The 23044-nt window shown below is 65.5% G+C and carries 17 protein-coding genes; 3 read left to right on the top strand and 14 right to left on the bottom strand.

Going from position 1 to position 23044, the window contains the following annotated elements; translation table 11 throughout:
• Positions 1 to 196 precede the first annotated feature (196 nt).
• From sfsA to H6718_03585, 8 genes are all read right to left on the bottom strand, one after another.
• Positions 197 to 892 carry a DNA/RNA nuclease SfsA gene (sfsA, locus tag H6718_03620; protein ID MCB9584456.1) on the bottom strand — a complete coding sequence of 232 codons (696 nt, stop codon included), beginning with the start codon at positions 890 to 892 and terminating at the stop codon, positions 197 to 199.
• Complete coding sequence (locus H6718_03615) at positions 889 to 2307, bottom strand: class I SAM-dependent RNA methyltransferase (GenBank protein MCB9584455.1); 1419 nt, start codon at positions 2305 to 2307, stop codon at positions 889 to 891. Before H6718_03615 ends, sfsA begins: the two co-directional genes overlap by 4 nt.
• Positions 2308 to 2684: 377 nt before the next feature.
• Positions 2685 to 3677, bottom strand: a complete 993-nt coding sequence (locus H6718_03610) for an extensin family protein (GenBank protein MCB9584454.1) — start codon at positions 3675 to 3677, stop codon at positions 2685 to 2687.
• A gap of 111 nt (positions 3678 to 3788) precedes the next feature.
• A complete protein-coding gene (locus H6718_03605) occupies positions 3789 to 4499 on the bottom strand; it encodes a hypothetical protein (protein MCB9584453.1) in 711 nt (236 codons plus the stop codon).
• Positions 4496 to 5107, bottom strand: a complete 612-nt coding sequence (locus tag H6718_03600; GenBank protein MCB9584452.1) for an RNA polymerase sigma factor — start codon at positions 5105 to 5107, stop codon at positions 4496 to 4498. Before H6718_03600 ends, H6718_03605 begins: the two co-directional genes overlap by 4 nt.
• A 175-nt stretch (positions 5108 to 5282) precedes the next feature.
• Positions 5283 to 6017: a GTPase domain-containing protein gene (locus tag H6718_03595; GenBank protein MCB9584451.1), complete on the bottom strand. Its 735-nt coding sequence runs from the start codon at positions 6015 to 6017 to the stop codon at positions 5283 to 5285.
• A 205-nt stretch (positions 6018 to 6222) separates the two neighbouring features.
• Positions 6223 to 8523, bottom strand: coding sequence for a PAS domain S-box protein (locus tag H6718_03590; GenBank protein ID MCB9584450.1), 2301 nt, complete (start codon positions 8521 to 8523; stop codon positions 6223 to 6225).
• A gap of 260 nt (positions 8524 to 8783) precedes the next feature.
• The gene (locus H6718_03585) at positions 8784 to 10535 is read right to left on the bottom strand and encodes a lamin tail domain-containing protein (protein ID MCB9584449.1); all 1752 of its coding nucleotides are present in this window, start codon (positions 10533 to 10535) and stop codon (positions 8784 to 8786) included.
• A gap of 207 nt (positions 10536 to 10742) precedes the next feature.
• Between H6718_03585 and H6718_03580 the strand changes: the two genes are divergently transcribed.
• A complete protein-coding gene (locus H6718_03580) occupies positions 10743 to 11690 on the top strand; it encodes an acyl-CoA dehydrogenase family protein (GenBank protein MCB9584448.1) in 948 nt (315 codons plus the stop codon).
• A 216-nt stretch (positions 11691 to 11906) separates the two neighbouring features.
• Positions 11907 to 12218 carry a polyhydroxyalkanoic acid system family protein gene (locus H6718_03575; protein MCB9584447.1) on the top strand — a complete coding sequence of 104 codons (312 nt, stop codon included), beginning with the start codon at positions 11907 to 11909 and terminating at the stop codon, positions 12216 to 12218.
• Between the two features lie 136 nt (positions 12219 to 12354).
• Here H6718_03575 and H6718_03570 read toward each other — a convergent pair whose 3' ends face one another.
• Complete coding sequence (locus tag H6718_03570; protein MCB9584446.1) at positions 12355 to 14031, bottom strand: amidase; 1677 nt, start codon at positions 14029 to 14031, stop codon at positions 12355 to 12357.
• A gap of 53 nt (positions 14032 to 14084) precedes the next feature.
• Complete coding sequence (locus H6718_03565; GenBank protein ID MCB9584445.1) at positions 14085 to 14444, bottom strand: hypothetical protein; 360 nt, start codon at positions 14442 to 14444, stop codon at positions 14085 to 14087.
• A 539-nt stretch (positions 14445 to 14983) separates the two neighbouring features.
• Here H6718_03565 and H6718_03560 point away from each other — a divergent pair.
• Entirely contained in the window at positions 14984 to 16198 is a 1215-nt protein-coding gene (locus H6718_03560) for an AMP-binding protein (protein MCB9584444.1), read from the top strand.
• Positions 16199 to 16284: 86 nt separating this feature from the next.
• Here the strand turns inward: H6718_03560 and H6718_03555 are convergent, their stop codons facing one another.
• The 4 genes from H6718_03555 to H6718_03540 form a co-directional block, all read right to left on the bottom strand.
• Positions 16285 to 16590, bottom strand: coding sequence for a hypothetical protein (locus H6718_03555; GenBank protein ID MCB9584443.1), 306 nt, complete (start codon positions 16588 to 16590; stop codon positions 16285 to 16287).
• The gene (locus H6718_03550; GenBank protein MCB9584442.1) at positions 16587 to 19535 is read right to left on the bottom strand and encodes an FHA domain-containing protein; all 2949 of its coding nucleotides are present in this window, start codon (positions 19533 to 19535) and stop codon (positions 16587 to 16589) included. The genes H6718_03555 and H6718_03550 overlap by 4 nt, the downstream gene beginning before the upstream one ends.
• 102 nt (positions 19536 to 19637) lie before the next feature.
• Positions 19638 to 20978 carry a serine/threonine-protein phosphatase gene (locus H6718_03545; GenBank protein ID MCB9584441.1) on the bottom strand — a complete coding sequence of 447 codons (1341 nt, stop codon included), beginning with the start codon at positions 20976 to 20978 and terminating at the stop codon, positions 19638 to 19640.
• A 3-nt stretch (positions 20979 to 20981) separates the two neighbouring features.
• A complete protein-coding gene (locus H6718_03540; protein ID MCB9584440.1) occupies positions 20982 to 21371 on the bottom strand; it encodes an FHA domain-containing protein in 390 nt (129 codons plus the stop codon).
• Between the last annotated feature and the right edge of the window lie 1673 nt (positions 21372 to 23044).

The raw sequence follows: 23044 nt of genomic DNA, 5'->3' as shown, positions 1-23044 counted from the left end.
TCGCTCTTCGCTGCGAAGTGGCGCCTGGGGCCGCCTCTCAACGCGCCGATGTGTAAGCCACCACGAAGTCTATGGCGCTGCGGATTCGGGCCGGCAGCGGCCGGGTCGCCGGGTAGACGGCATACAGCGCTCGGGACGTCAATCGAGCTGCATGAGCGCGATCGCCGCCTGGGCGATGTCTTCGGCGTTGTAGAGCCTACTCGAGCTCGACGGGGACGCGGTTGGTGAGGCAAAGCTCGCGCTGGGTGACCCGCGCGGCGTAGGCGATGATTTCCACACCGGCTGTGTGCGCCTCGAGTAGCGCATCCGCGTAGGCCGGGTCGATATCGCGTGCGGGGATCACACGGCGGGTGTCGCTGCGGCTACTGCAGAAGAGCAGCACGGCTCGTTCCCCACGGCGCTTGAGATCACGGAGCTCTCGCAGGTGGCGCGCGCCGCGCTTGGTGACTGAGTCCGGGAAAGCACTGGTGCCCCCGCCGCGATCCAGGGTGACGTTCTTGACCTCGACCCAGCAGGGACCTTCCGAGAACTCCAGCCGGAAGTCGATGCGGCTCTCCCCGATGCTCACTTCCCGGCGGCACTCGAGAAAGCCCGCTAGCTCCGCGACTCGCGACGCGAGCAGCGCCTCGTGAGCGATCGGGTTCGCCCGAGCCGTGTTCACACACACGAGTCCGCGGCCCACACGGCAGAGCTCCCAGCTGTAGGGTAGCTTGCGTTTTGGATCGTCGCTCCTTGAAAGGAAGACTTCGCTGCCAGGTACCGCCAAGCCAGTCATCGCGCCAGGGTTCGCACAGTGTGCCGTGATCACCTCACCGCCTTCGAGTTCTACATCCGCAAGGAAACGTTTGTAGCGTTTCAGCAAGTGGCCCCGGTGGAGCGGCGGTAGCTTCACGCGCGTTCCAGCACGGCGAGGGTCTCCACGTGCTCGGACGCCGGGAAGAGATCGTATGGGGTTACGCTGGTGAGGCGGTAGCTTTGGCCGAGCGCGCTCAGATCGCGCGCCAGGCTCTTCGGGTTGCAGGAGACGTAGACGATGCGCTCGGGAGCTAACTCGAGCAGCCGCGGTGCGACGCCTGGACCGAGCCCCTTGCGAGGGGGGTTCACGAATACAGTGTCGAAGGCGCGCTCCGCGTCGAGCAGCGTCTGCAGTGCTTGGTCGGCTTCGCTGCCGACTAGTTCTAGCTCGAGGCCGTTTCGCTCGGCGTTGCTCAGCGCCAGCGCGCGCGCCTCGGGGACCGACTCGATGGCGGTGACTCGGCGGCCGCTTTGCGCGGCCCTCAACGCGAGAGCGCCAACACCGGAGAACACGTCGAGCACGCGTTCGCCCACCACATGAGCCAGCGCGTCACGTTGGAGTCGCGCGGCGGCGCTGCGGTGCACCTGAAAGAAGGTGCGGGGCAGGAGCTCGAATGAGAGCCCGTCGACCTCGTCGAGTAGCGACTTCGCACCGGCCACCCAGGTGGGGGCCTCTGCGCCAAACACCGCGTCTCCGGGGCCGCTCGCGCCGACGAAGACGCTCGTAGCGCCAGCTTTCAAGCAGCGCTTCGCAAGCTCACGCCCGGTGTCCGGGGTTAAATCCCCGAGGAAGCAAACCATGCAATCGCCGGCCGCGTTGGCCCGCAGCGTGACATAGTGCAGCTCACCGTCGCTGCCACGAGTGGTGGGAGAAACCGGTCGGCCCAGGTTGGCTCGCAGCTGATTCAGCTCTAGCGGTTCACCGCAGCCGGGGTCGAGCGCCGCAGTCGCGTGGGGGAGTAAGGCACGGAACTCCTGCAAGATGGCCACCAGCGCCTCGCTCAGGCTCAGCAACGCAGGCTCCGGGAGCAGGCAGTCGAGCATGCCCTGAACCTGGTGGGAGCCGCGCCGGTACGCTCCAAGGAGCGCCTGACCCCGGTGTTGCCGAGCGAGGTAGATCACCCGGGAGCGCCACCCCGTTTGTTTTCCCGCGGATACAGTCGGGGCGACGTTGGCGCCCTGGCCTTGGGCTTGGAGTGCGCGCCGGACTAGGTCGCGCTTGAACTCGAGCTGAAACTCCCCGCTCGTATGCATCAGTCGACATGGGCTAGCGGGTGTCCAGCGTGGACATTCGGCTGCAACGCGTGCGGAGTGAGCTGAGCCTTTGAGCTCGAACAAGCGCAGTACGCTTTTGTTTTGTCCCCGGTGCACCACGAGGGCTTCGCCCCGTTCCCCTGGTAGCCCGTTGCCGATCACGGCTGCAGCGCCTGCGACGCGGCCCTCTCCTAAGCCATCGTCGTTCAACGCGCTGACGTCTACCTGCACCAACTCTCCGTTGACGAGCCGCTCCACGCGGTGTGCTTAGCGGGCTCCGGGAGTGGACGCCAGGCTCAGCCCCACTGTAGAGGGGCCAGAGAGGCGCGTTCTCGGCTGCGTCGCCGATCTTTCGTGGTGCTGGTCGCTTCACTAGCGGGCAGCGGTCGCAGCACCTGGCGGAGCAAGCGGCTCCAGCTCGGGGCCGGGGCGGGCGCAACGGGCGCGCGGGCGGGTGGGGTGGCAGTCATGGTCGTCTCCTCACTGACCCGTGTTGAACGGCGTCACTCATACGTCGTTCCTGGGGCGCGCGAATCGACACGCAAGCCGCACTTTGTTTAAGAAACGTGTGCTGCTGACAGCAGGGTGGCGGGAGGCGCACCTCAGGTCGGCGTTCGACGCGAACTACGGAGACCCTAGTGGAGGTTGAACCAGGTCTTGCCCGGCTCGAGGTCCAAGTGCACGTGATCGTGATGATCGGCGTTGTAGTTCGGCGTCAGGATCAGGTTGAACACCCGACTCTGGTGGGTGTCGCAGACCAAGCTGCGCAGCCAGCGAGACGCTGGCTCGCTTTGCTCCGTACATACCGGCGCACCGATCGCTCCGGCGAAGTCGCGCTGGATCTCGAAGCGCGCGCCGTCGGCGAGTTCGAGGCTTGCGATGTCGATAGCGAGGCCCAAGGCATGCTGGCTCGGGCGCCCCGACTTGCGGATCACCGCGCCCGGCCGAAGCAGACTCGCGTGGCGGACGACGCGCACGTTGCGCCGAGCGAGCTCCCGGGTCCAGTCGTCCAGACTCAGCGCAAGGCGACAGTCGAGGACATCGTAGTCCCCGCGTGAACCCGGGGTCTTCGCGCCGTTCATCACGATGCTGACCCCATTGAGCGGACCGCTCAGTTGAACCGGAAGCGCCACGTCCCGAGTCGCCTTGTTCGGCGTGTAGCCGCGCACCGGCAGCTGACGCGCTGCGAGGAGCTTGCCGCAGGCCTCCGCGGACAATCCAGAGTAGGCGAGCGCCGGCGCACTGCTGGGGACGGGCGGAAGCGGCAACGGCGCGCCGGGCGTCACCGGGGACTGGGCACTCGGCGGGTCAATTGGTGTTTGAGGATAGGGAGTCGCCTGGGGATATTGTGCGGGCTGCGACTGGGTCGCTTGGTACGTTGCCGCGGGGATATTACCTGGGGCGTTGCCGGGGTAGGCGCTCGGGCCGGGTACAGTGCCTGGAACGTAGTAGTAAGGACGCGGCGACCAGGGGCCCTGGTAAGCGCTGCTCGGCACCTGGGCGGGTTCTGCCTCGTGAGCGCAGCCGCTGAGTAGCCCCAGAGCGACGCACACGGCGGCCCCGTCTAGGAGACCGCTCTGGCGGCTCGAGCGCCAAGCCGGCGGCTTGTGAGGTGCTTCTAGACTCACTCCACGAGAAGCCTATGCGCCGCCTCACGTTAAGGACAAAAACCCTGCGCGAACGCAGTGAACCACTGAGAATGTGTTCTGGTCCGCGAAGCGACGCGCGCCGGCCTCGGTTCAGGCGCGCGACAACTTCGCGATCAAGAACCCGCCGACCAAAGCCGCGATCACGGCCGACGAACCGTGGCCCAGCATCATGTGCAGGTGACCACCCGCTGAGCACTGCAAGTTGGTCAATGCACCGGCGAATAGCCCCGCCGCGGCCCCGAGCCCAGTGCTGCGCCAGCGCGCTCCCGCAGGGAAACAACCGCGAAGCCCAATCGCAAGCAACACCAGCGGCCCAGCAACCCAGGCGAGGGTGTGGCCCATGCAGCTCATCGTACCGGCGGGTTCGGGTGCGATGGGGTTGAGCGATGGCAGCAGCATGGCCAGCGCCCAGAAGGTCGCGATGCTGCCCACCACGAGGCCGATCAGCTTACCCGCACTGGTGCCGAGTCCGATTTGGCCGCGCCGCAGCGCTAGGAACGCGAGCGCGCTGCCAAGCGCAAAGGGCACGAAGACATACGAGATCGAATACCACAACGGCAGCTTGTCGAAGCTACCCTTTGCCGCACGGATCCCGAGGTGGCCAAATGCCCACAGCCCGGCCGCTGCCAGGGCCCAGCTGCGCGCCCGCCAGAACTGCGCGCGGGTCGGCGCGGGCCCCAGTGTCGATGGCGCTTTGGGCAGAGGGCCGCCACCAGTGACCGGATCTGGGATGCTCGCGAGCTGATCCAGTTGGAAGCTGTTCAGGTCGTCGAGTGCCTCAGGCGGAGGTCGAGTCGTCACTTCTCACCCCCTCCCGCCGGGAGTAAGCCCGACTGTTCGAGTGCCGTGCGGATCTCCTGGTAGGCATGAAACGCCCGCAGCTTCACCGCGCCCTCGGTCGTGCCCAAGATCGCTGCTGCCTCGCGGATACTGTGACCCTCGTAGCGCACCAAGACGAAGGCTTCTCTGCGAGCCAGCGTCATGCTGTCCAATGCCTGCTGCACGACCTCGGCCATCTGTGACGCAGCCAGCTGAGCTTCTCCACTCGCTTCCGGGCCGGCGTGCGGCTCGGGGTAGGGAGGCGCATCGCTGTCCCGGGAACGCGAGACCTCTTTCGGACGGCTCTTCTTTGCCCGATACGAGTCGATGTAGCAGTTGCGGGCGATGGCGTAGGCCCACGGCATCACCGCCGCGCCCTTGCCAAATGAGCCACGGGCGCGATGCATTCGCACGAAGGTCTCCTGCAGCAGGTCTTCCGCTCGCTCCAGCGAGCCGCACATGCGGCGCAGGAAGGGCAGCAGCCGCTGCGCGACGGGCGCGTACAGCTCGCCGAATGCCGCGTCGTCCCCCGCCGCATAGCGGTCCATCGCAGCGTCCAGGGCGCTCGTTTCCGGCTCCTGGCTGCTCATCGACAAGACTCCGCCCCGCGCTCCAATGTGTGCGCATGCAAGCGAAAACGCGGGTCTGGGTCAATGGGGACATGTGTCGTCGGGCTTCCGAGACGACTACGGTCGCCAGGCCCGACGGTTTGATCCCTGGTTGAGGCAGCCGCGAATTTGTGCAGCCGCCACCCCACGAAGCGCTCTAGCTGGAACCAGCGTCTCCCCGGGGCACGGCCGGGGGACGCAAGGCGGAGCTCGAAGGCTCGGTGAGGGCGGAGGGGCGCGACTCCGGGAACATGCTTGCGCGTCGCCCCGGAAGGATGGACGGCGTGCGTCCCTCGTGCGCTCGCGCGGGATCGCCGACCAGCTTCAGGCACTCCTTGACGGTGGACTTCAGCGTCTCGAACACGCCCTTTCCATCGCGGGCGCACGCCTGGATTTGGATCAGGTCTGCGTCGAGTCCAAGCGCACGACGTAGCTCGTCAGGGGCAAGGATGTCGCTGAGATCCCGCTTGTTGTACTGCACGACCATGGGCACGCGGTCGTACTCCATCCCCTGCCGCGCGAGGTTGATCTCCAGGTTCTGCATGCTCTGGATGTTGGCCTCCAGCGCCGCCTCCTGACTGTCCACGACGAAGACGATGCCATCCACGTTGCGGAGGATCAGCCGTCGGGTGTCGTCGTAGGCAATCTGTCCAGGCACCGTACAGACATGCAGGCGAATCGAGTAACCCTTGAACTTGCCGAGGTGAACCGGGAGTAGATCAAAGAAGATGGTCCGCTCGCTCTCGGTGGTGAGGCTCAAGAGCTTGCCGCGGTACTCCGGGCGACTGTGCGCATGGATGTACTCGAGGTTGGTCGTCTTCCCGCCTAGACCTGGCCCGTAGTAGACCAGCTTCAGCAGGACCTCTTTTCTGCCGTGGTGGACGGTGGGCATCGTCAGTCGCGGGAGTCGACACCCTTCGCGGGTGCACACGGGCGGTTCTCTTCTGGTTGGCAGCTCGCGCCTCGGAAAGCCTAACACACCGGACGGCCGGATACTCTGGGTTCCCTCCGCTTCGGCGTTTGCACGAGGGCGCGGTGTCTGAGGCTGAGGGCGCCGGTGACATCGTGGGTTCAGGCGCTCCCGGCCCTGGAGCTTTCTACGACGAGCTTGGGCCGATCGCGCGTTCCAGGTGCTCCTTCAGCGCCTGCAGTCGGTATGGCTTGTGGAGCAACGCCACGCGCGGGTGCTGCAGTAGTCGCTCCGATGCCTCGTGGGACGTGAAGCCCGTGGTGAAGAGCACAGGCAGCTCGGGGCGACGGGCGCGTAGCTGAGTGAACACCTCCTCACCCGAGAGGTCTGGCATCGTCAGATCCAGCACGACCACCTGGACATCTCGTTCCGCAAACAGCGCCAAGCCGCGGCTGCCATTCTCTGCGCTGAGCACCTCGAAGCCTTCCAGTTCGAGCATGCTCTTCGTTACTTCGCGAACCATCTCGTCGTCATCGATGAGCAGCGCGGCTCCCCGCTGCTGCGCGCTTGGGGTCGGCGGCGGGCGCTCGACGCCGGTGCTGCTCGGTAGCCACACCTGAAAGCGAGTACCCGCTTGGGGAGAGCTTTCTACGTGGATAATGCCTTGGTGCGCGCGCACGATACCCATGACCGACGCTAGCCCGAGTCCCTTGCCACCCGGCTTCGTCGTGAAGAATGGATCGAAGATCCGGCTGAGCGTCTCCTCATTCATTCCGCTGCCTTCGTCCTCGACGTCGAGGCAGACGTAGCCGTTCGGGGCCACGCCGAGCGGAGGCGCGTCGGGCATGGTGGCCTGGAAGCGCTTCGAGTTCGCCGTCGAGGCTGGCACCCGTTGTGGCGTGACGCGGGCGAAGATACGTCCGCGCCTGCCGCGCAGTGCGTCGGTCGCATTGGCGACCAGGTTCATGCAGACCTGACGCAGCTGCCCGGCATCCCCCCAAACTTCCGGAAGCTGATCGGCGATCTCGAACACGAACTCGGGGCGCGTGGCGCTGCCTGCAGCGGTGCGCACCGCCAAGAGATCCACCGTTTCTCGCAGCAAGTTGCCGAGTGCCAGGCTGGTCTTGTTGAGCTCCGCACGTCCCGTGAACGCGAGCATCTGAGTGGTTAGGTCACCAGCGGCCACTGCGGCGGACTCGATCAGCTCCAGGTGGCGGGCCGCGGGGGAGTCCACGCCGATGAACTTGCGGGCCAGCGCGGCGTTGCCCAGCATGCCGAGCAACAGGTTGTTGAAATCATGCGCGATGCCTCCTGCAAGCAGCGCGAGGCTCTCCAGCTTTTGCGTCTGCAGCTGTCCTGCGGCGCGAATCTCGCGGTTCTGTTCGGCTTGTTTCCTTGCGGTTATGTTCTCGAACATCGCGATCAGGTAGCCTGGGGCGTCCGCGCCTCCGGCTGTGGTGATCGTGAGCTGCGCCCAGCGGGGGGAATCCGAAGGCTGCTCCAGGCGGTGCTCCCCGCGGTAGGTCGCCGCCGCGCCCAGCGCCTCGACTCCTTTTCGCAACGCGCTGCGCTCCTCGGATATCACCAAGTCCTCCAGCAGTGCCCCGCGCAGCTCGCCGCTCGGCAGCGCCAACATGCCGGCGAGGGCGTCGTTCGCCTCGAGCACGCCGCCTCGTAGGCTGCACAGCGCTATCCCCATGCCTGCGCCCTCGTAGATCGCACGGAAGCGCGCCTCACTCGCGCGGAGTGCTTGCTCATCGAGTACGCGGTCGGTCACATCCGTGGTGATACCGACGATGTGTGTGACGCGCCCTGATGAATCCCTGCGGAATACTCGGTCGCGACCGAGGAACCATCGCCAGCTTCCTGAAGCGGCGCGCAAGCGGTGAACGGTCTCGAAGATTGCGTCGTCCGTCGCCGTCTCCCAACGCTCGAGCTGGGGCGACAACTCGTCGAGTTGCGTAGGGTGAAGCAGCTCCGTAAAGCGCTCGATCAGCGCTTGGCTCTCGTTTTCGTCGTAGCCCAACAGCTTGGCAAACTGCGGGTTCACGAACACTGGACGCCGTTCAACCAGGTCGAACACGTAGATCACACCCGGGTGCATCTCGAGCACGCGCTCTTTGAAATCTTCGCTGTCCTTGAGTCGCGCCGTCAGCAGGTCTTGCCGTGTCAGGTCCCGCAGGAAGACGGCATACATCTCGGAATCGACGGCCTGCGCGCGAGCCTCCACTGAAACGCCAGTGCCTCTGCAGGTCAACGCGGCGATCGAGGGGGTGAGGCGCGCTGCTTGGAGCCAGGCATCCACCCGCGCTGCTTCGGTCTCGAGGAAGCAGTCGACGATGCGAGCGTCCACGTTGCAAGCGTCTCCCAGTAGCGCTCGAGCGCGTTGGTTGGCGTAGCGCCAGCGCACCCCATCGCACGCCAGCACCGCGCCCGGCGCCAGGGCGATCAGCCGTTCGAATGGAATGCTCGGGGTCGAGTCGCTCACCAACGTGTGAGCATACGCGCGCGCCGCAGCAGGCGGCGATCTCAAACCCGCTCTCGCCTCGAAAGTGTCGAAACGACGATCCGTGCGGCCCCTTGAGCGGCTCGTTGGTCGTCGAGCGACCGACAGGCGGGACTCGTCCGCTGCGTTCTATGTGAGCGCTCGGCCGTTGGATCAGCTGTACCGGTCAGCGGTTCGGCCCGGTAGGCTCAATCGCTGGGGAACTGCAGTGCTAACTGGCTTCAGGGTGAATCCAGAGGAGCTCACTGGGTTTCGAGCAGGCCGACCTGATTGATATCGAAGAAGTTCGTGCCGTTCGGGTCGTTGTTCACCGTGCCGTCGCGGTCGCAGTAGGTCCAGTCGCTGCCGCCGTTCGGTCGAACACGGAACACGTGGGCGTACACGTCAGCGGGGCCAGGGAGCGTGACATCGACTGCGTACTCATCGTCATTGCCAGCCTGAACGTTGAAAGCTGCGCTTAGCCACGTGAAGGTGCTGGGCGCGAGTCCGGGATCGACACCCAAGGGTCCATAGCCCCACTCGACCTCCAATGCCCCCGAGTCACCAGCGGCCTCCGTCACCCCGCTCTCATACACACGACCATAGAAGGTGTTGGTGCTGCCCACGGCGCCAGTGTGATCCTTCGGGAACTGGATGATGCAGTAGTCAATGGATTCGTAGCTGTAGAACCCAGGGTAGACCACGTCGCCGGTCGCTTGACGGAGCGTGAGGTCCACCGTTCCCGAACCGGCAGGCACCACGCAGCTGAGCCCTTGCGCGTCATCGCTGCAGCTAGCGGTTTGCGTGCCGAAGAGCACCGTGGTGTTGCTTGCAGTGGCGTTGAACGTGCGCAGACCGAGCGCTTGACCTCCCGTCTCCGGTCCACGACGTCGACCGCTGAAGATTTGACTATCGCCGTTCGACAAGTCGCTAGCCACCAAACCGAAGCAGCGACCGGGGCTCGGCACACTCGCGATGCCCCAAGCGGTTGCAGCCGGGGTGCTGAGCGACGAGTACAGGCTCTCTCCCGCAGCGCTCGCCGCCACGTAGCCTTGAGCGGGGACGCTGCCGTCGCTGCCGGGAAGGTTGTTGCTGTTGCTCGCTCCGTAGATCACGACGTCGAACGGTAAGGAACTCGCGCTGAGGCCGCTCGCTGGGCCAACGAACAGGGCGACCCCGTCGGCCGTGTTGCTGGTCGCGTTCTGTAGACCACCCAGGTTCAACGTGACGTCGTAAACCGGCGAGCCGATATCCGTCGACGCATCTGGGCCTCCGATCACCACGCACGCGCCGGGGCCGATGATGAGCGAGGGTAGATCGAGGGTGGTCGAGCGCAGCGTCGTTCCGCCGTACCCAAGCGTGGCTTCAGCGAGGTCCACCGGTTGGGATCCGCTGTTGTAGAGTTCGATCCACTCGCGGTCGGTGTCACCATTCGGGGCGTCATACAGCACCTCCGAGATGCGCAGCGCGCTCACCGGGCCACAGCTGGTGCATCCGCTGTTCCCCGCGGTACCGCCTGCACCGCCCGTGCTGGTGCCACCGGTACCGCCCGTGGTCCCGCCAGTCCCGCCCGTACCGCCTGCGGTGGTTCCCCCCGTGCCGCCTGCGCTGGTCCCCGCCGCGCCGCCGGTGGTTCCCCCGGCCCCGCCGGTGGTGCCGCCCGCGCCTGCGGTTCCCCCGCTGCCCGCGGTGCCGCCCGCGCCTGCGGTGGTTCCCCCGCTGCCCGCGGACCCTCCGCTGGTGCCACCCGCGCCGCCTGCTGCTCCCCCGCTACCGCCGGTCGCTGAGCCCGCGTTACCGCCGGTCGCCGCGCCCGCGCTACCGCCGGTCGCCGCGCCCGCGTTACCGCCCGTCGCCGCGCCCGCGTTACCGCCATTCCCCGCGGAACCACCACTCGCTAACCCGCCTGAGCCAGCGCAGTCGCTGCCGGCGCAGGAGTTGGACTCGGCGTCTTCTCCGCCACAGGCGATCAGCAGGCTCGGGGACAACAAGGCGAGAGCGATAAAGCGGCGCATGGTTCCCGCATGGTGAAACCTGCAGGAAACAAGCGCAACTCATTTCTGAGTTACGCATCGGCTCCGCAAGAAAGTCGGAGATTACCGGCGCTTCGAGCAACGCAGTTGCAGCTGACGGCAAACTGCCGGCAAGCACTGCACGGGCGCAGCCAGTGCCTGCGCCCCGCGGGCTTTGCGCCCTCGCCTCGGCTGGCTAGTGATTGGCGGGTGAACTCACTTCATGCGGCGCTCCAGCGCGTGCTTCGCTCGGAGCCAAAGGCGCTCTCAGACCTGGACTCGTGGTGGCAGCGCGAGCGTGAACTGCGCACGGAGCTTCAGCATCCCGGTGCCCGAGCGATCGTCCTTGGAGCGGAGAGCGCGCGCCTCGGGTTGGCCTTTGCAGGAGGCTTCCGCGCCGCGCTGGTGCGCTTGACGGGGTCATTCGATCCCCGCGGCGAGCGGCGCTTGGCGTTCTGCGCTACCGAGAGCGGCGGGCCGCACCCCAGGGCGATCGCCACGACCCTAGAGAGCGATGGTGCTGGTTTTCGTGTCCGCGGGGAAAAGACTTGGGCAACGCTGGGTGAATCCGCAGACCATCTATTGGTCGTTTGCCGCCGGGGGACTCAGCCTGACGGTCGCCCAGACCTTGCGCTAGTCCACCTGGAAGCTTCCCAACCCGGCGTGGAGCGCAGCGCGGCGCGGCCGACGCCATTCTGCCCAGAGATCACCCACTGTGGGTTCCGCTTCGACGTCAAGGTGCGCTCCGACCAGGTGCTGAGAGGCGACGGCTACGCGGATTACCTGAAGCCTTTCCGCACGGTAGAAGACGCCTGCGTTCAGCTCGCGGCGTCTGCCTACCTGCTTGGCGTGACTCGGCGGCTCGGCCTGGGCCCGGCCTGGCAAGAAACGTGGAGCGCCATGCTGATCGGGGCGGCAACGGTTGCTGAGTTCGACCCACGAAGCAGCGTGACCCACACCGCGCTGGCCGGACTCGAGGGGCAAATCGCGGGGCAACGTGACGCGTTCGAGGAACAGTGGCGCGAGCGAGGCGGTGATGAGTGGGCTCTGTGGGAGCGCGATCGGGGGCTCTTGCGTGTCGCCAGCCAGGCTCGCGAGGCTCGGCGAGAAGCCGCGCGGCGGCAGTTGGCCACACACGTCGCGGATCCGCACCCTTGACGTGCTCTGGCCTCGTCTCATGCCCTAGCTAACTGCCGAAAAACGCAGCGTTCTCGCGTCTGGACCCAGCTGGTCGGGAGGTTGCAAGGCACTCTCTCGGCACTGCAGACCCTCGTGGTTGCGACACCCGTTTTGAGCGGCTGCAGCGCCGGAAAAAACCAGGCGAATGGCCCAAAGCCCGACGAACAAGTGCTAGGGTCCGCCCCCGGAGACGATATGAAGCACACGGTAAATCACGGTCTAGGAAAAGAAAAAGCGGTCGAGGTCTGCAAGAAGGCGTTCGACTCCTACAAAGAGCGCTTCGCCAAGTACAACCCGACGGCGAACTGGGTCTCCGATACCAAGGCGAACATTGGCTTCACCGCCAAGGGCGTGAACCTCCAGGGCGGCCTCGAGGTGAACGACAGCACGATCGAGATGGACCTCGACGTGCCCTTCCTCCTCAAACCCTTCAAGGGCAAGGCGATGGCCGTAATCGAGGAAGAGATCCAGAAGTGGGTTGGTAAGGCCAAGGCCGGCGAACTCTGACAACTCCTCGCCGCCAATTCGAGCGCGTCTCGTTTCAGCGCGGAAAGCAAACTCAACAGCGCCCCGTGAGGGCGCTGTTGGTGTTTGTACGGATCGCGTGGGTTCAGCGAGGCGTGACCGCGGGCGACGGCTTCGGTCACATATCCAGTAGATCGAGTCCGCTTGCCGGGCGCTCCGCACGTGCGGCCCCTGAGCGCTCGAGCTCTGCGAGGACTGCGAGCACGCACGCCTCGTCATAGGCGTCTCCGAGGATCTGTAGTCCAATCGGCAATCCCCTAGCGCCGAGACCAACCGGCGCGGTGCCCGCCGGGATCCCCGTAAGATTGCCGAGAAAGGCGAAGCGGCATGCATCCTCCAGCGCAGGGGGATCCACAAAGCCCTGACTTGCTTCTGCCTCTGTCACGGGAGGCGCCGTCGCAGCGGTCGTTGGCAGCGCCAGCACGTCCACTTCGGAGAGCAGCTTGGCTGTTTCCGCGCGCAACCGGGCGCGCAGGCGTTGGGCATCCAGGTAGTCGTCGGATGCAAACGCCTCCATACCGCGCATCAGCAGCTGAACGTCCAGGCCAAGCTCGTCCATATGCTCAGCGCGTTCGATGCGCATCGCGGTGAAAATCTCCAGGCCGATCGTGAGATAGCCCATCGCAGCAGCGTGGCGGACTAGCGGTAGCTTCACCTGCACTAGCTCCGCACCGGCGGCCTCGAGGGCGCGCAGGGCACGGTGACCTGCATCGCTCACCTCGTGGCTCGCGGCGTCCCATTCGGATTCGATCACTCCGATGCGCAGGCCTCGTACGCCCCGACTGAGTGCCGCTACCAGATCGCCCTGGTTGTACGCGGGTGCCGGGAGCGAGGCCGTGTCCGTCCAGTCGCTGCCGGCCGTTGCCTCGAGGAATACGGCGAGATCGTAGCTCGAGGCGCCGATGGGCCCCAAGTGGACCACTGAGCTCCCACCGGCAGATCCGTGACCCGTGGCCGGGATCAACCCGAACGTTGGCTTGAGTCCGAACACTCCGTTGAAGCAGGCCGGGATGCGAATGGAGCCGCCACCGTCTACGCCGAGCGCGACCGGGGTGACCCCTGTTGCGACGGCGACGCCGGAACCGCTGCTGCTTCCCCCAGGAAGGTGGCCGGGATTATGCGCGTTGCGTGGCATCGTGCGGTGTACGTTGCCGCCGAGCGGTGAGAGGCCGTACTCCGTCATCGGTGTTTGACCCAGGAGCAACGCACCCGCGTTGCGCAGTCGAGCGACACAGGTGGAGTCGCTGGTGGCCGGTGACTGAGGCATCCAGCCGGTGCCGAGGCGGGTTGGCAGCCCAGTGAAATCGATCTCTTCCTTGATGGCGACGGGCACGCCGTCGAGAGGACCTAGGGGCGTTCCCGCGCGGAACCGATTGGCGGACGCCGTCGCGGCTTCTCGCGCGCCGTCTTCGTCGAGCTCCGAGAGCGGTCCAAGGCTCGGTTGGTGTCGGGCCAGGTCTTTGGCGGCGACGAACGCCCGCTCGCAGAGCTCGTCTGCGGTGATACGCCCTTCTCTCAGCGCCCGCGCGTAGCCTTGCGTGGTGTTAGGCCACTTTTGATCCGCGGGGAGAGGCTTGTTCTCGCTGGGGCGGCCGTGATCCGGACGTGCGCGCACCGGCAGGTAGTTCATCGGGAGGGCGAGACGAGCGTCTTCAGGCAGGCGCTTGAGATCTTCGATCCCGAGTTGCTGGCGCAGCACGGCGCTGGTGAGGCGGTGGGCGGGTGTGTGGCGGACCGCCTTCACCAAGGCGCGCAGCGCCTTCCCCGTGATGCGGCCTTGAGGAAGCTCGAACATGGCCGCACTCTACACGAGAGAGCGGGCTGGCTGAGCGGCGCCCGTGAGTCGAGTTACTTCGCGCTGGCGCGGTAGCTGAAAAACGCTTCCCCACCCGGGGCGTCACCCGTCAGGTCGAGGCTGACCGCGAGGTCGGCGCGCTCCCGAACGCACTGTCCGGAGTCGCCCGCGTGACACCAGTAGTACGACAGCTTGATCTGGGCCTTGCCCGGGCTCGACTCGTCCACCTCTACAGGGAGCGCGACGGGGTTACCCGGATCCATCTGAGTCTTCAGCTTGCTCGGAAACTTCAGCCCCTCACCCGAAGCTTCGATAACCACCGGAGAGCCCTTGGTGAGCTTCGCGCCCGACGGCGGCTCCAGACCAACGAACACCGTCCCCTTGCCAGGTCCGAGCTGGCCCTGAGCTTTCACTGGTTGGCTCAGCCTGTTTGGGGGGGGAGAGGTGAGCTGTTTCGCGTCGCTCGTGCCTCCCATAGCGTTGGATGCGGTACTGGAAGCAGCAACTGCGACCGTCGTGGCACTACCCAAGACCGCCGCCGCGAGTAGTCCTGCCCATAGGCGATCAGCTTGAGTCCGAGCCAGCAAACACGTCGAGGGAGTGCGCATTACCTCCAGTATACGCCCGAATGCCTTCGAGGTTTCCGTGGACCTGACAGGGATCTTACTGATGCGAGCTGCGGGCGAGGTCATGCGTCTGTGTGAGCCTAATGTGGGAAGAAGGGTTCAAGCGTGCGGTGCTAGTCACCTTAGCTGCCGTCACCCGCGCTGCCGTCAACCCGCGAGCACGGCTTACATTCCCGCGCCGGGTGACTTGAAAGGCACTCGGGAGTCGGGGATGCTTTCCATCCCCTCCGCGCCCTGCTCCAGCAGGGCGCACCGATTGCTTGTTCGGCGTGCAGGGCCGTACCCAGAGTCGAGCCCCGTGAGCACCCACGCCAAGGATCGTCCTTATGTCGCTTGAGCTGCCATCGACGGAGAATCGTTTCGAGAGTGTTTGCGAGCTGTTCTTTCGGCGCGCACAGGAGCAACCGGAACGCGTTGCTTACCGCTACTTCGAGCGTCCGACGCGTCAGCGCGACGTGAGCTATCGCGAGTTCAGCACGCAGGTGCGGCTGTTCTCCCTTGGGCTGCAAGCTTTGGGTCTGCCTCCTGGGGCGAAGGTGGCCGTGGTCGCCGAGCAAGGCCCCGAGTGGACCATCGCCGATCTCGGAGTGCTCGCGGCGGGTGCGGTAGCGGTGGCGTTGCCGAGCGGTCTCGGTACCGAGGAGCTTGAGCGCACGCTGCGCGGACTCGAGGTACGGGTCGTGGTGTGTGGTTGCCGCGCGGATGCAGAAATGGTTTGCGGTCTCAAAGCGTCGCTGCCCACGCTCGAGAAGCTGGTGGGCTTCGCGGGGGCGGCCAGCGTCGACGGAGTGTTGCCTTTGGGTGACTTGATGGGTAAGGGGCGTGAGCTCGAAGACTGCGCACGCAGCTCTCGCCCGCCGAGTTCGCGCTCCGGTGCCATGCAGCGCCGCGGGGTCCAGCAATCAGCGCCTGAGCAGCTCGCCTTGGTGCTCTATCGCGGCGGCGGCTTCGTGCGCTTGGCGCACCAGCAGCTGGTGGAACTTGCGCGCGCTCTGCCTCACGCGCTGCAGCTAAATGGGGATGACGTCGCGATGCCGGTGCTGCCGATGCACGATCCGGCAGAGCATGCCGTAGGGCTCTACGCTCGGGCGCTTGCGGGCGTCACGACCTCATACATGCCGTGTGCGAGGCTCGATTCTCTGGCCGATCTGGATGCGTGCTTGGGGCGCATCAACCCGAGCGTCTTGGTCTTGGGGCCTACGGAGCTCGCGCATTTCGCTCAGCGCGTCGAGGCGCTTGGTGCTTCGCCCGCGCAGCGACCTGCGTTCGACTGGGCGCGCCGCGTGGGGCTCGAGGCGGCGGCGCGCCGGCGTACGGGCACCTCGATGGGGATGAAGCTTGGCGCCCAGGTGGCGGTGGCGGACAGCTTGGTCTGGGCGCGGGCCCGCGAGTTGTTGGGACGTAAGGTGCGGGCGGTGGTGTGTTGGGGGGTCAGTGCGGACGCGCCCGAGGTGGAATGGCTGCACGCTTCGGGGCTCACGGTGGTGCCGATGCAGGAGCTCGGGCTCTCCCCGTCGACGTTACAGAGCTTGGGCGTCTGAGCGTTTCCTTGAGGTAGTCAGGCCGGCCTTTCGCTGTGCCTCTCCCCCCCCCCAAAAAAAAAAAGAGAAAAATAGCCGCGCGGAAACTACCAACGCGGACGGGGTGGGTGGCGCTCCAAGTAGCGCACGGCACCACAGGCGTAGCGATTGCCCTCGTCGCAGGCGCTGTGGACTCTTGCGCAGCTCTCGCGGACCTCTGGGCGTTGAACGCAGAGGTTGAAGCAGGCCTTGATGTCGCCCTGATTGCAGCCCTTTTCGTAGCGTGAGGCCTCGAGCTCCTTGGTGAGCACGCGAGCAAAGATCAGCGCAAAGCCGATCATCGCTGCCCACACCAGCACGCGACGCGCAGGGTTTTTGCGCGCCGCGGGAGGAGGGGATGCGGCTTCGGTCACACGGAGTCGCGGCGCTTCAAGATCACCAAGACCACCATCAGGATCGAGAACATCATCACGGTGAGCACCACCGGGGGGAGCCACGTGAGCTCCCAGTTCTCGAAGCCCCAAGCGCCGTTGAAGCTCGAGCTGGCTATCTGCGCCTTGGCGCAGTGGAACTTGCCCGCGACCAAGAAGTCCGGAACCGATGAGGCGTCGGGCTTCTTGATGTCGATGATCCACGCTGGATCGCTAGCAATCGCGAGGCGCTCTTGAGCGACCACTCCTTCGAAGCCCCAGCGCGCTGGCACGATGTACATCGGCCACTTGAGATACGGGTTGGTGGTCATGGGCACCATCAAGCCAGCGAGCACGACCTGGGGAATGAGCGCAATGGGAGTGAGTGCCATCGCTGCTTCCGCGCTCTCGACCATGGTGCTGAGCAGCAAGCCGAGGGCGACGGAGTTCATACTCACCGCGACCAAGATCCCGAGATCGATCACGAAGGCTTGGGGGCCGCCGTTGAAGCCCAGCGAGAAGAACACGATGGCCAAGAGCACCGTGCACTGGATCACGCAGAACATGCTCAGCAGGAAGAACTTCGAGAACACGTAGTTGAACAGCCCGAGGTTCACCATGCGTTCACGCAGATAGACCGCGCGCTCACTCACGATTTCACGTGCTGCGTTGCTGGTGCCGAACCACACCGCGCTGACCACGAGGAAGTTCGCGGCGCCGGAGTGATCCGGAGTGGTTTGCATGTTGTTCAGCGTGTCGCCGATACCGCCGCCGAGGCTGCCGAACTTCTTGCCGAGCTCTTGCAGTGCCCCGAGGCACCAGTACGGGATCGCGTCCTTGGTGAAGCCGAACACCATCGCGAGCAGCACGCCGATGATGGGCGCCTGAGCGAGCATGATCACGATGCCGCTGGTGTCTCGGACCTTCACCTTGAAGTAGCGACTCAGCAGGAGACCGAACTGGCCTCGCCCCTTGGGCCTAGTGCGCGACAGTTGCTGCTGAGAGCCGCTGCCCACGGCGCGCCTTCCAGAGAACATCTTCTGGAAGGTGGGGTTTTGCGGGCTGAAGAACTCCTTGTGCCATTCCCGCGCGGCAATGGACCGGGCTTCTTGCTTACTGGCGTTGGGGTTCCGCGCCAAGAGCTGTTGAAGGATCGGCCCTTCCCGCTGGTTCAACATGTCGAACATGTCACGCGGGTTGTCGATGTCGTTCGGTTTGCCTTGGCGCTCGGCGAACGAGCCGAAGAAGCGGTAAGCGTCCGGCTTGGTGGGCCCGTAGAAGATCGGGATACCGCCCACGCCGAGTACCAGGGTCAGGTTGAACTTCTCGAATTCGTCCTTCGCCGGCTGGTGGATGGTGGTGATGATCGTCTTACCGGTCTGCTTCGCTAGATCCGCGAGGAGCTGAACCAAGGCCGTGGTGTCGTCTGCGGCGAGACCAGACGTGGGCTCGTCGAGGAACATGATGATGGGGTCCGTCACCAGCTCCATCGCGATGTTCACGCGCTTACGTTGACCGCCAGAGAGCACCTTCTTTTCGGGCTTACCGATCTGCAGGTGCTTGACGCTGTCGAGGCCGAGCTGGCGCAGCGTCATGTCGACGCGACGATCGATTTCGTCTTCGGAGAAGTCAGGCGGCAGGCGGAACTTGGCGCTGTAGCGTACGGCTTCCCACACCGTGAGCTCTGGATGGACGATGTCGTCCTGAGGCACGTAGCCGATGGAGCCGCGAAGCACGTCGTAGATCGCGTAGAGATCTTCGCCGTTGATGCGCACCTGACCGTGGGTCGGCGGCATGTAGCCGTTCAAGGTCAGCAAGAGCGTGGTCTTGCCTGCGCCCGATGGACCCATCAGCGCGATCAAGTCGCCGGGCATGGCCTTGAAGCTGATGTGGTCGAGGAGCGTCTTGAGCTCCTTCGGGTTGTCGCGGTCGGGGACTTGAATCACCAGGTCCCAGGCTTCGATTTCGTACAGCGGGCGACCTGCCCACTGCGCCGAGTCCTCGACGACGACGGCGACTTCTTGTGCTTCCTCCTGGATCAGGAGGGGCATCGGTCCGATGAAGACCTTTTCACCGCTTTGGACCGGGACCTTTTGCCCTGGCGGAATGCGCTGCCCACGGACGTAGGTGCCGTTGGCGCTGCCGCGATCCTCCAAGTAGAGCTGCCCCTGGATCTTGTGCAGCAAGGCATGCTTGCTGGAGATCTGCGGGTGATTGATCGGGATGTCGTTGTCTTCGGTGCGGCCGATGGTCTTGAAGGCGGCGCCGGTGGGGCCGCCGAGCTGCACCTGTCCGATGACCGTCTTGTGCTTCTTGCGCGGTCCGGAGTTGCCGCCCGCTGCAGCCGCGCCAGCTGCTGCGCCTGCCGCAGCTGCCGGAGCTCCAGCTGGTTGACCGCCGGCGAGGAGCTGCTGCACCACACTGGCGGCGATTGGCACCGGGCCGATGGCGACTAGTGCGTTCGCATCGATGGGCCGCGCTTGCTCTGGCGGCAGACGCTCTTGGCCGAGCCAGGTGCCGCTCGTGGAGCCGTGGTCCGTGACGCTGAACGGCTGCAGACGGAAGCTTGCGTGCCTCCCGGAAACGTTTTGGTTGTGGACGACGATGTGGCATCGCGCCGCGTCGCGGCCGAACGTCAGTTCGCCGGGGGTGGGCGCTAGTTGCCCCTTGTCGAGCAACATCAGCGCGATGGCTGGATGCGCATTGGGCAGCGTCGCCTGACCCACTACGAATTGCGTGCGGAAATCGAAGGGCACCGTGGAGGCGGGCTGCAGGGGCTGACCGTTTGCGGTGGTCTGTCCGGTGCCGCCGTCGACGAACACCAGCTGGCCCCCGCCTTGGTGAACGATGCGTGCATGCTCGGGAGCGACGCCGGGTCCTCCGAGCCGAATTTCGCAGTGGGGCGCACTGCCAATGGTGATGGTCTGCTTGCCAAAGCCGGGGATCATCTTGAGTTCACCGCTCTCGTGGGTCGCGTAAGGGTCGTGAAGTGGGTCGCAGCATTTGCGCGGGAAGGCGCGTGGGACTGTCGCACAATACTCAAAGCGCCTCTACGGGCTGCTAGCGTCTGGTGCGATCGCGTCTGCGGGGGCAGCGGCGTCGCGCAACGCTGGAGGTTTGGCCGACGGCCGCTGATCGGGGCGCCGCGGCGTTTCCGGACCTGCATCGAGCGCCTGGGGCGCTAGCTCGAGGACGTGGCCTTGGCTCGGATCTGGCGCAATCAGTGGCTCCTCAGGAGGGGCCGGCGGGGCAGGGGTGTGGGAGCCGAATAGCCACCAGCCGATGATCGCCACTAGGATGATCAGGGCGAGCCCGGCGCTGAGCGTGACGACGTTGCGACCCGCGCCGCTTGTGCGCCGCATGAGCAGGCTGGGCCGCGCTGGCTCGTCGACGAGCGTGATCGGTGCCCGCTCGGTGTGAGGCACGGAGTCGTCGCTCACCGTTGCAGGCACGCCTACCGGCTCGAGCAGCTGGGTCGCGCCCACGGTGGGAGACACGGGGTGAGCGCCGCCGTGAGGTAGCGTGGGCGGCGGCTCGGCGTGCAGCGTTGCGCCTGGACCCTGGGCGTGAAGCGTCGAGCCCGCCGCTTCGAAGCGCGTGGGCAAAGGCGCGTGCTGGTGAAGCGGCGCCTCGATGACTTCGACCAGCTGAATCGAGATGTTGTCGTGGCCGCCCCGCTGATTCGCGAGGTCCACCAGCTGTTGGCAAGTGACCGCCGGGCCGCTGGCGATGCTCTGAGGCACGAGCTGACGGAGTTCTGCGTCGCTCACCATGTCCGTGAGGCCATCGCTGCACAGCAACAACGCATCGTGGGCCCGCAGCGAAAATGGACCGCTCAGCTCGACCTCTACGTCGCGATGAGTGCCCAGGGCGCGGGTGATCTGATTGGCGTCTGGATGTTCGGCGGCGGCCTGAGGTGTGAGTACGCCTGCGTCCATCAGCTCTTGGACCACGGAGTGATCGCGGGTGAGCCGTGTGATGGAGGCGTCGCGCAGCAGGTAGCAGCGGGAGTCGCCGACGTGGGCGATGCTGAGACCGCTCTTGTGAATCAGCGCGGCAACGCAGGTGGAGCCCGGGCGTGCCCCGGCAGGCACGCCTTCGCCCAGCGCGAAAACCGCGTGACCAGCTGCTTGAACGGCGCTCCTCAGCGTGCTGGGGATGTCGCTATCCGTTGTGGCCTGACTCACGTGTTGGACCACGGCGTCGACAGCTGCTCGGCTTGCCTCCTGTCCTGACAAGTGCCCGCCCATGCCGTCGCACAGCACCGCCAGGTGACCCAGCGGCGTTTCCGCGTAGGCACTCGAGTCCTCATTGGTCTGCTTGCTCGGGTCCCGGCCAGGGTCACTGAGCTCAGCAAAGTCGATCACCACGCCTTGCGCGGTTCGCCGCATGGTTTACTCCAGGTTGACGCTGAACTCTGCTGGGCCGAAGCGAAGAAGCGAACCGTTGCGCACGCTGGACCAGCTTCCAGGAGTGAGGCGGTTGCCGTTAAGAAAGGTGCCGTTGTTGCTGTTGTCGTCTCGCAGCATCAGCTTGCCGTCTTCGATCTTGATCGAAGCGTGGAGGCCGCTGACCCGTGGCTCCGTTAGTAGGATGGCGCACTGGGATCCGTCGCGTCCGACACGCATCTCAACTCCTGGTACGACGGTGAACACGCCTTGTGACCCTTGAAGTGTGGCCCTCGATGCAGAAACGCCCGACTGGTAGGGGTCGGGCGGCGCTTTCATCGGTCGGGCAGGTGCGTCGGTCGTCACACCGTACTTCGGAGGTTCAGCCCCGAACATGAACTCGGGGCTCACCACCGGTGCAGCGGGATCTGGTGGATGTTCGACCACCAATGGAGCAGCGGCCGCTACAGGAGCAGCGGCCGCGAAGGCAGGAGGAGCGGCGGCCGGTGTTGGCGGCCCGTGGGCAGCAGCGGGAGGCGCTGCTGCGGCGGGGGGCGGAGCCAAAGGAGCTGGCTCCGCCGCGGGAGGCGCCGCCGCGATCGGCGGCGCTGCGGGCGACATCGCGGCGGGGCCGCCGGGGGCGGCGCCGTACTGGCCGCCCCCGTAACCGCCACCTTGCGGAGGATAGCCGCCACCTTGCGGAGGATAGCCGCCGCCATAGCCACCACCGGGCCCGCCATAGCCAGGCCCGCCATAGCCACCGCCCGGCGGCATTGCGGGAGGCGGAGGCGGAGGCGGGCGGCGGTTCTTTCCACCGCTGCGTACAATGACCACCACCAAGAGCGCGATCACCGTCAGGCCAAACAGCCCGATGAGCACGTAGAGGATCGGGAAAGGACCACTGCTGGTCGCCTTCACCTGTAAAATCGTGTCGGCCGTGACGCCGCTCGTGCGCTTGGCGCGATTGTCAAACAGCACCACTCGAGCGACGGCCTGGCTGCCCGAGCCGTGGATGATCTTGTCTTTGTCGGGAGCCTCGAACTCCACGTAGGTGTCGTTCGCTTCGATCGCCTTGCCGCGCATGCCTTGCTGAATCAGCTGGGTCTGCGCCTTCTTGGCTTGATCGATGTTCGCCCCGGCGAGCGCCGCTGGCGGGTTTTGCCCTGCGGGGAGGAAATACACCTCGGCGCGACTCGTGTCGCCGCCCCAACAGAAGTTACCGAAGACCTTGAATTTTCCGCCTGGATATACCCCGCCAGCCTGGGCGATGTTGTCTTGAGTCAGCTTTTGGTTGACGTCTAGGGGCCAGGTCGTTGGATCGATGCCGACCGGCACGTCCTTGAACGTGTTGTCACCGAGGATCGGGGGCTTCACGTTGTTGAACACCAAGCTGAAGCTCTGGGTGACGCTCGTGGCGACGCAGGAGAGCCGCACCTTCACCATGTACATCTTGGAGAAGCGCGTGCGCACCGCCTTGACGATGGTGTCTGCCCGACCGCCCTGGCCACCGCGCATGATCGTGTAGAGACCACCGATCTCGGGGTTTGCCAGGTTCTGCATGAACTCCATCGAGTTCTTCTTGAACTCGTCGTAGGTCGTATGCGGAAACCAGATGCTCACGATGGGTAGCGGCATCTTTGGAAGCGCAGTGTTGTCCTCCGGGAAGCGACCGCCGGTGAGGTACTGCTGGAGCTGCAGCGCGCCGGGACCCGTGGTGGAGGGATCTGTGCCGCCGAAGCCGCTGGACAGCACGACCAACGCCTGGTGCATCGGCACCTGAATCGTCTCACCCACGTTGCCGAGATTCTTGAAGGCATCGGTGACGCCCGTCTTGATCAGCGTGAGCAGCGTGCGGTTACGACCGGAGCTTGGCATGACGCTCGACTGAGAGCGGATGACCGAACTCGCCTTGCTCTTGTCTGCTGCGGATAGCCACTTGGAGTCTTTGAACACCGCGCGGTCATTGAAGAACATGACGTTGACGATGTCGTTGCGACCCATGCTCTGGACGAAGCGGTCTGCGACTTGCTTCGCCTCTTCGAAGCCGCCTTGCATCCGCTTGTCAGCGT

It is taken from the genome of Polyangiaceae bacterium (assembly GCA_020633205.1).
Taxonomy (GTDB): Bacteria; Myxococcota_A; Polyangia; order Polyangiales; family Polyangiaceae; genus JAHBVY01.
The sequence above is the reverse complement of the archived record's forward strand: the minus strand, read 5'-3'. Positions and strand labels throughout refer to the sequence as shown.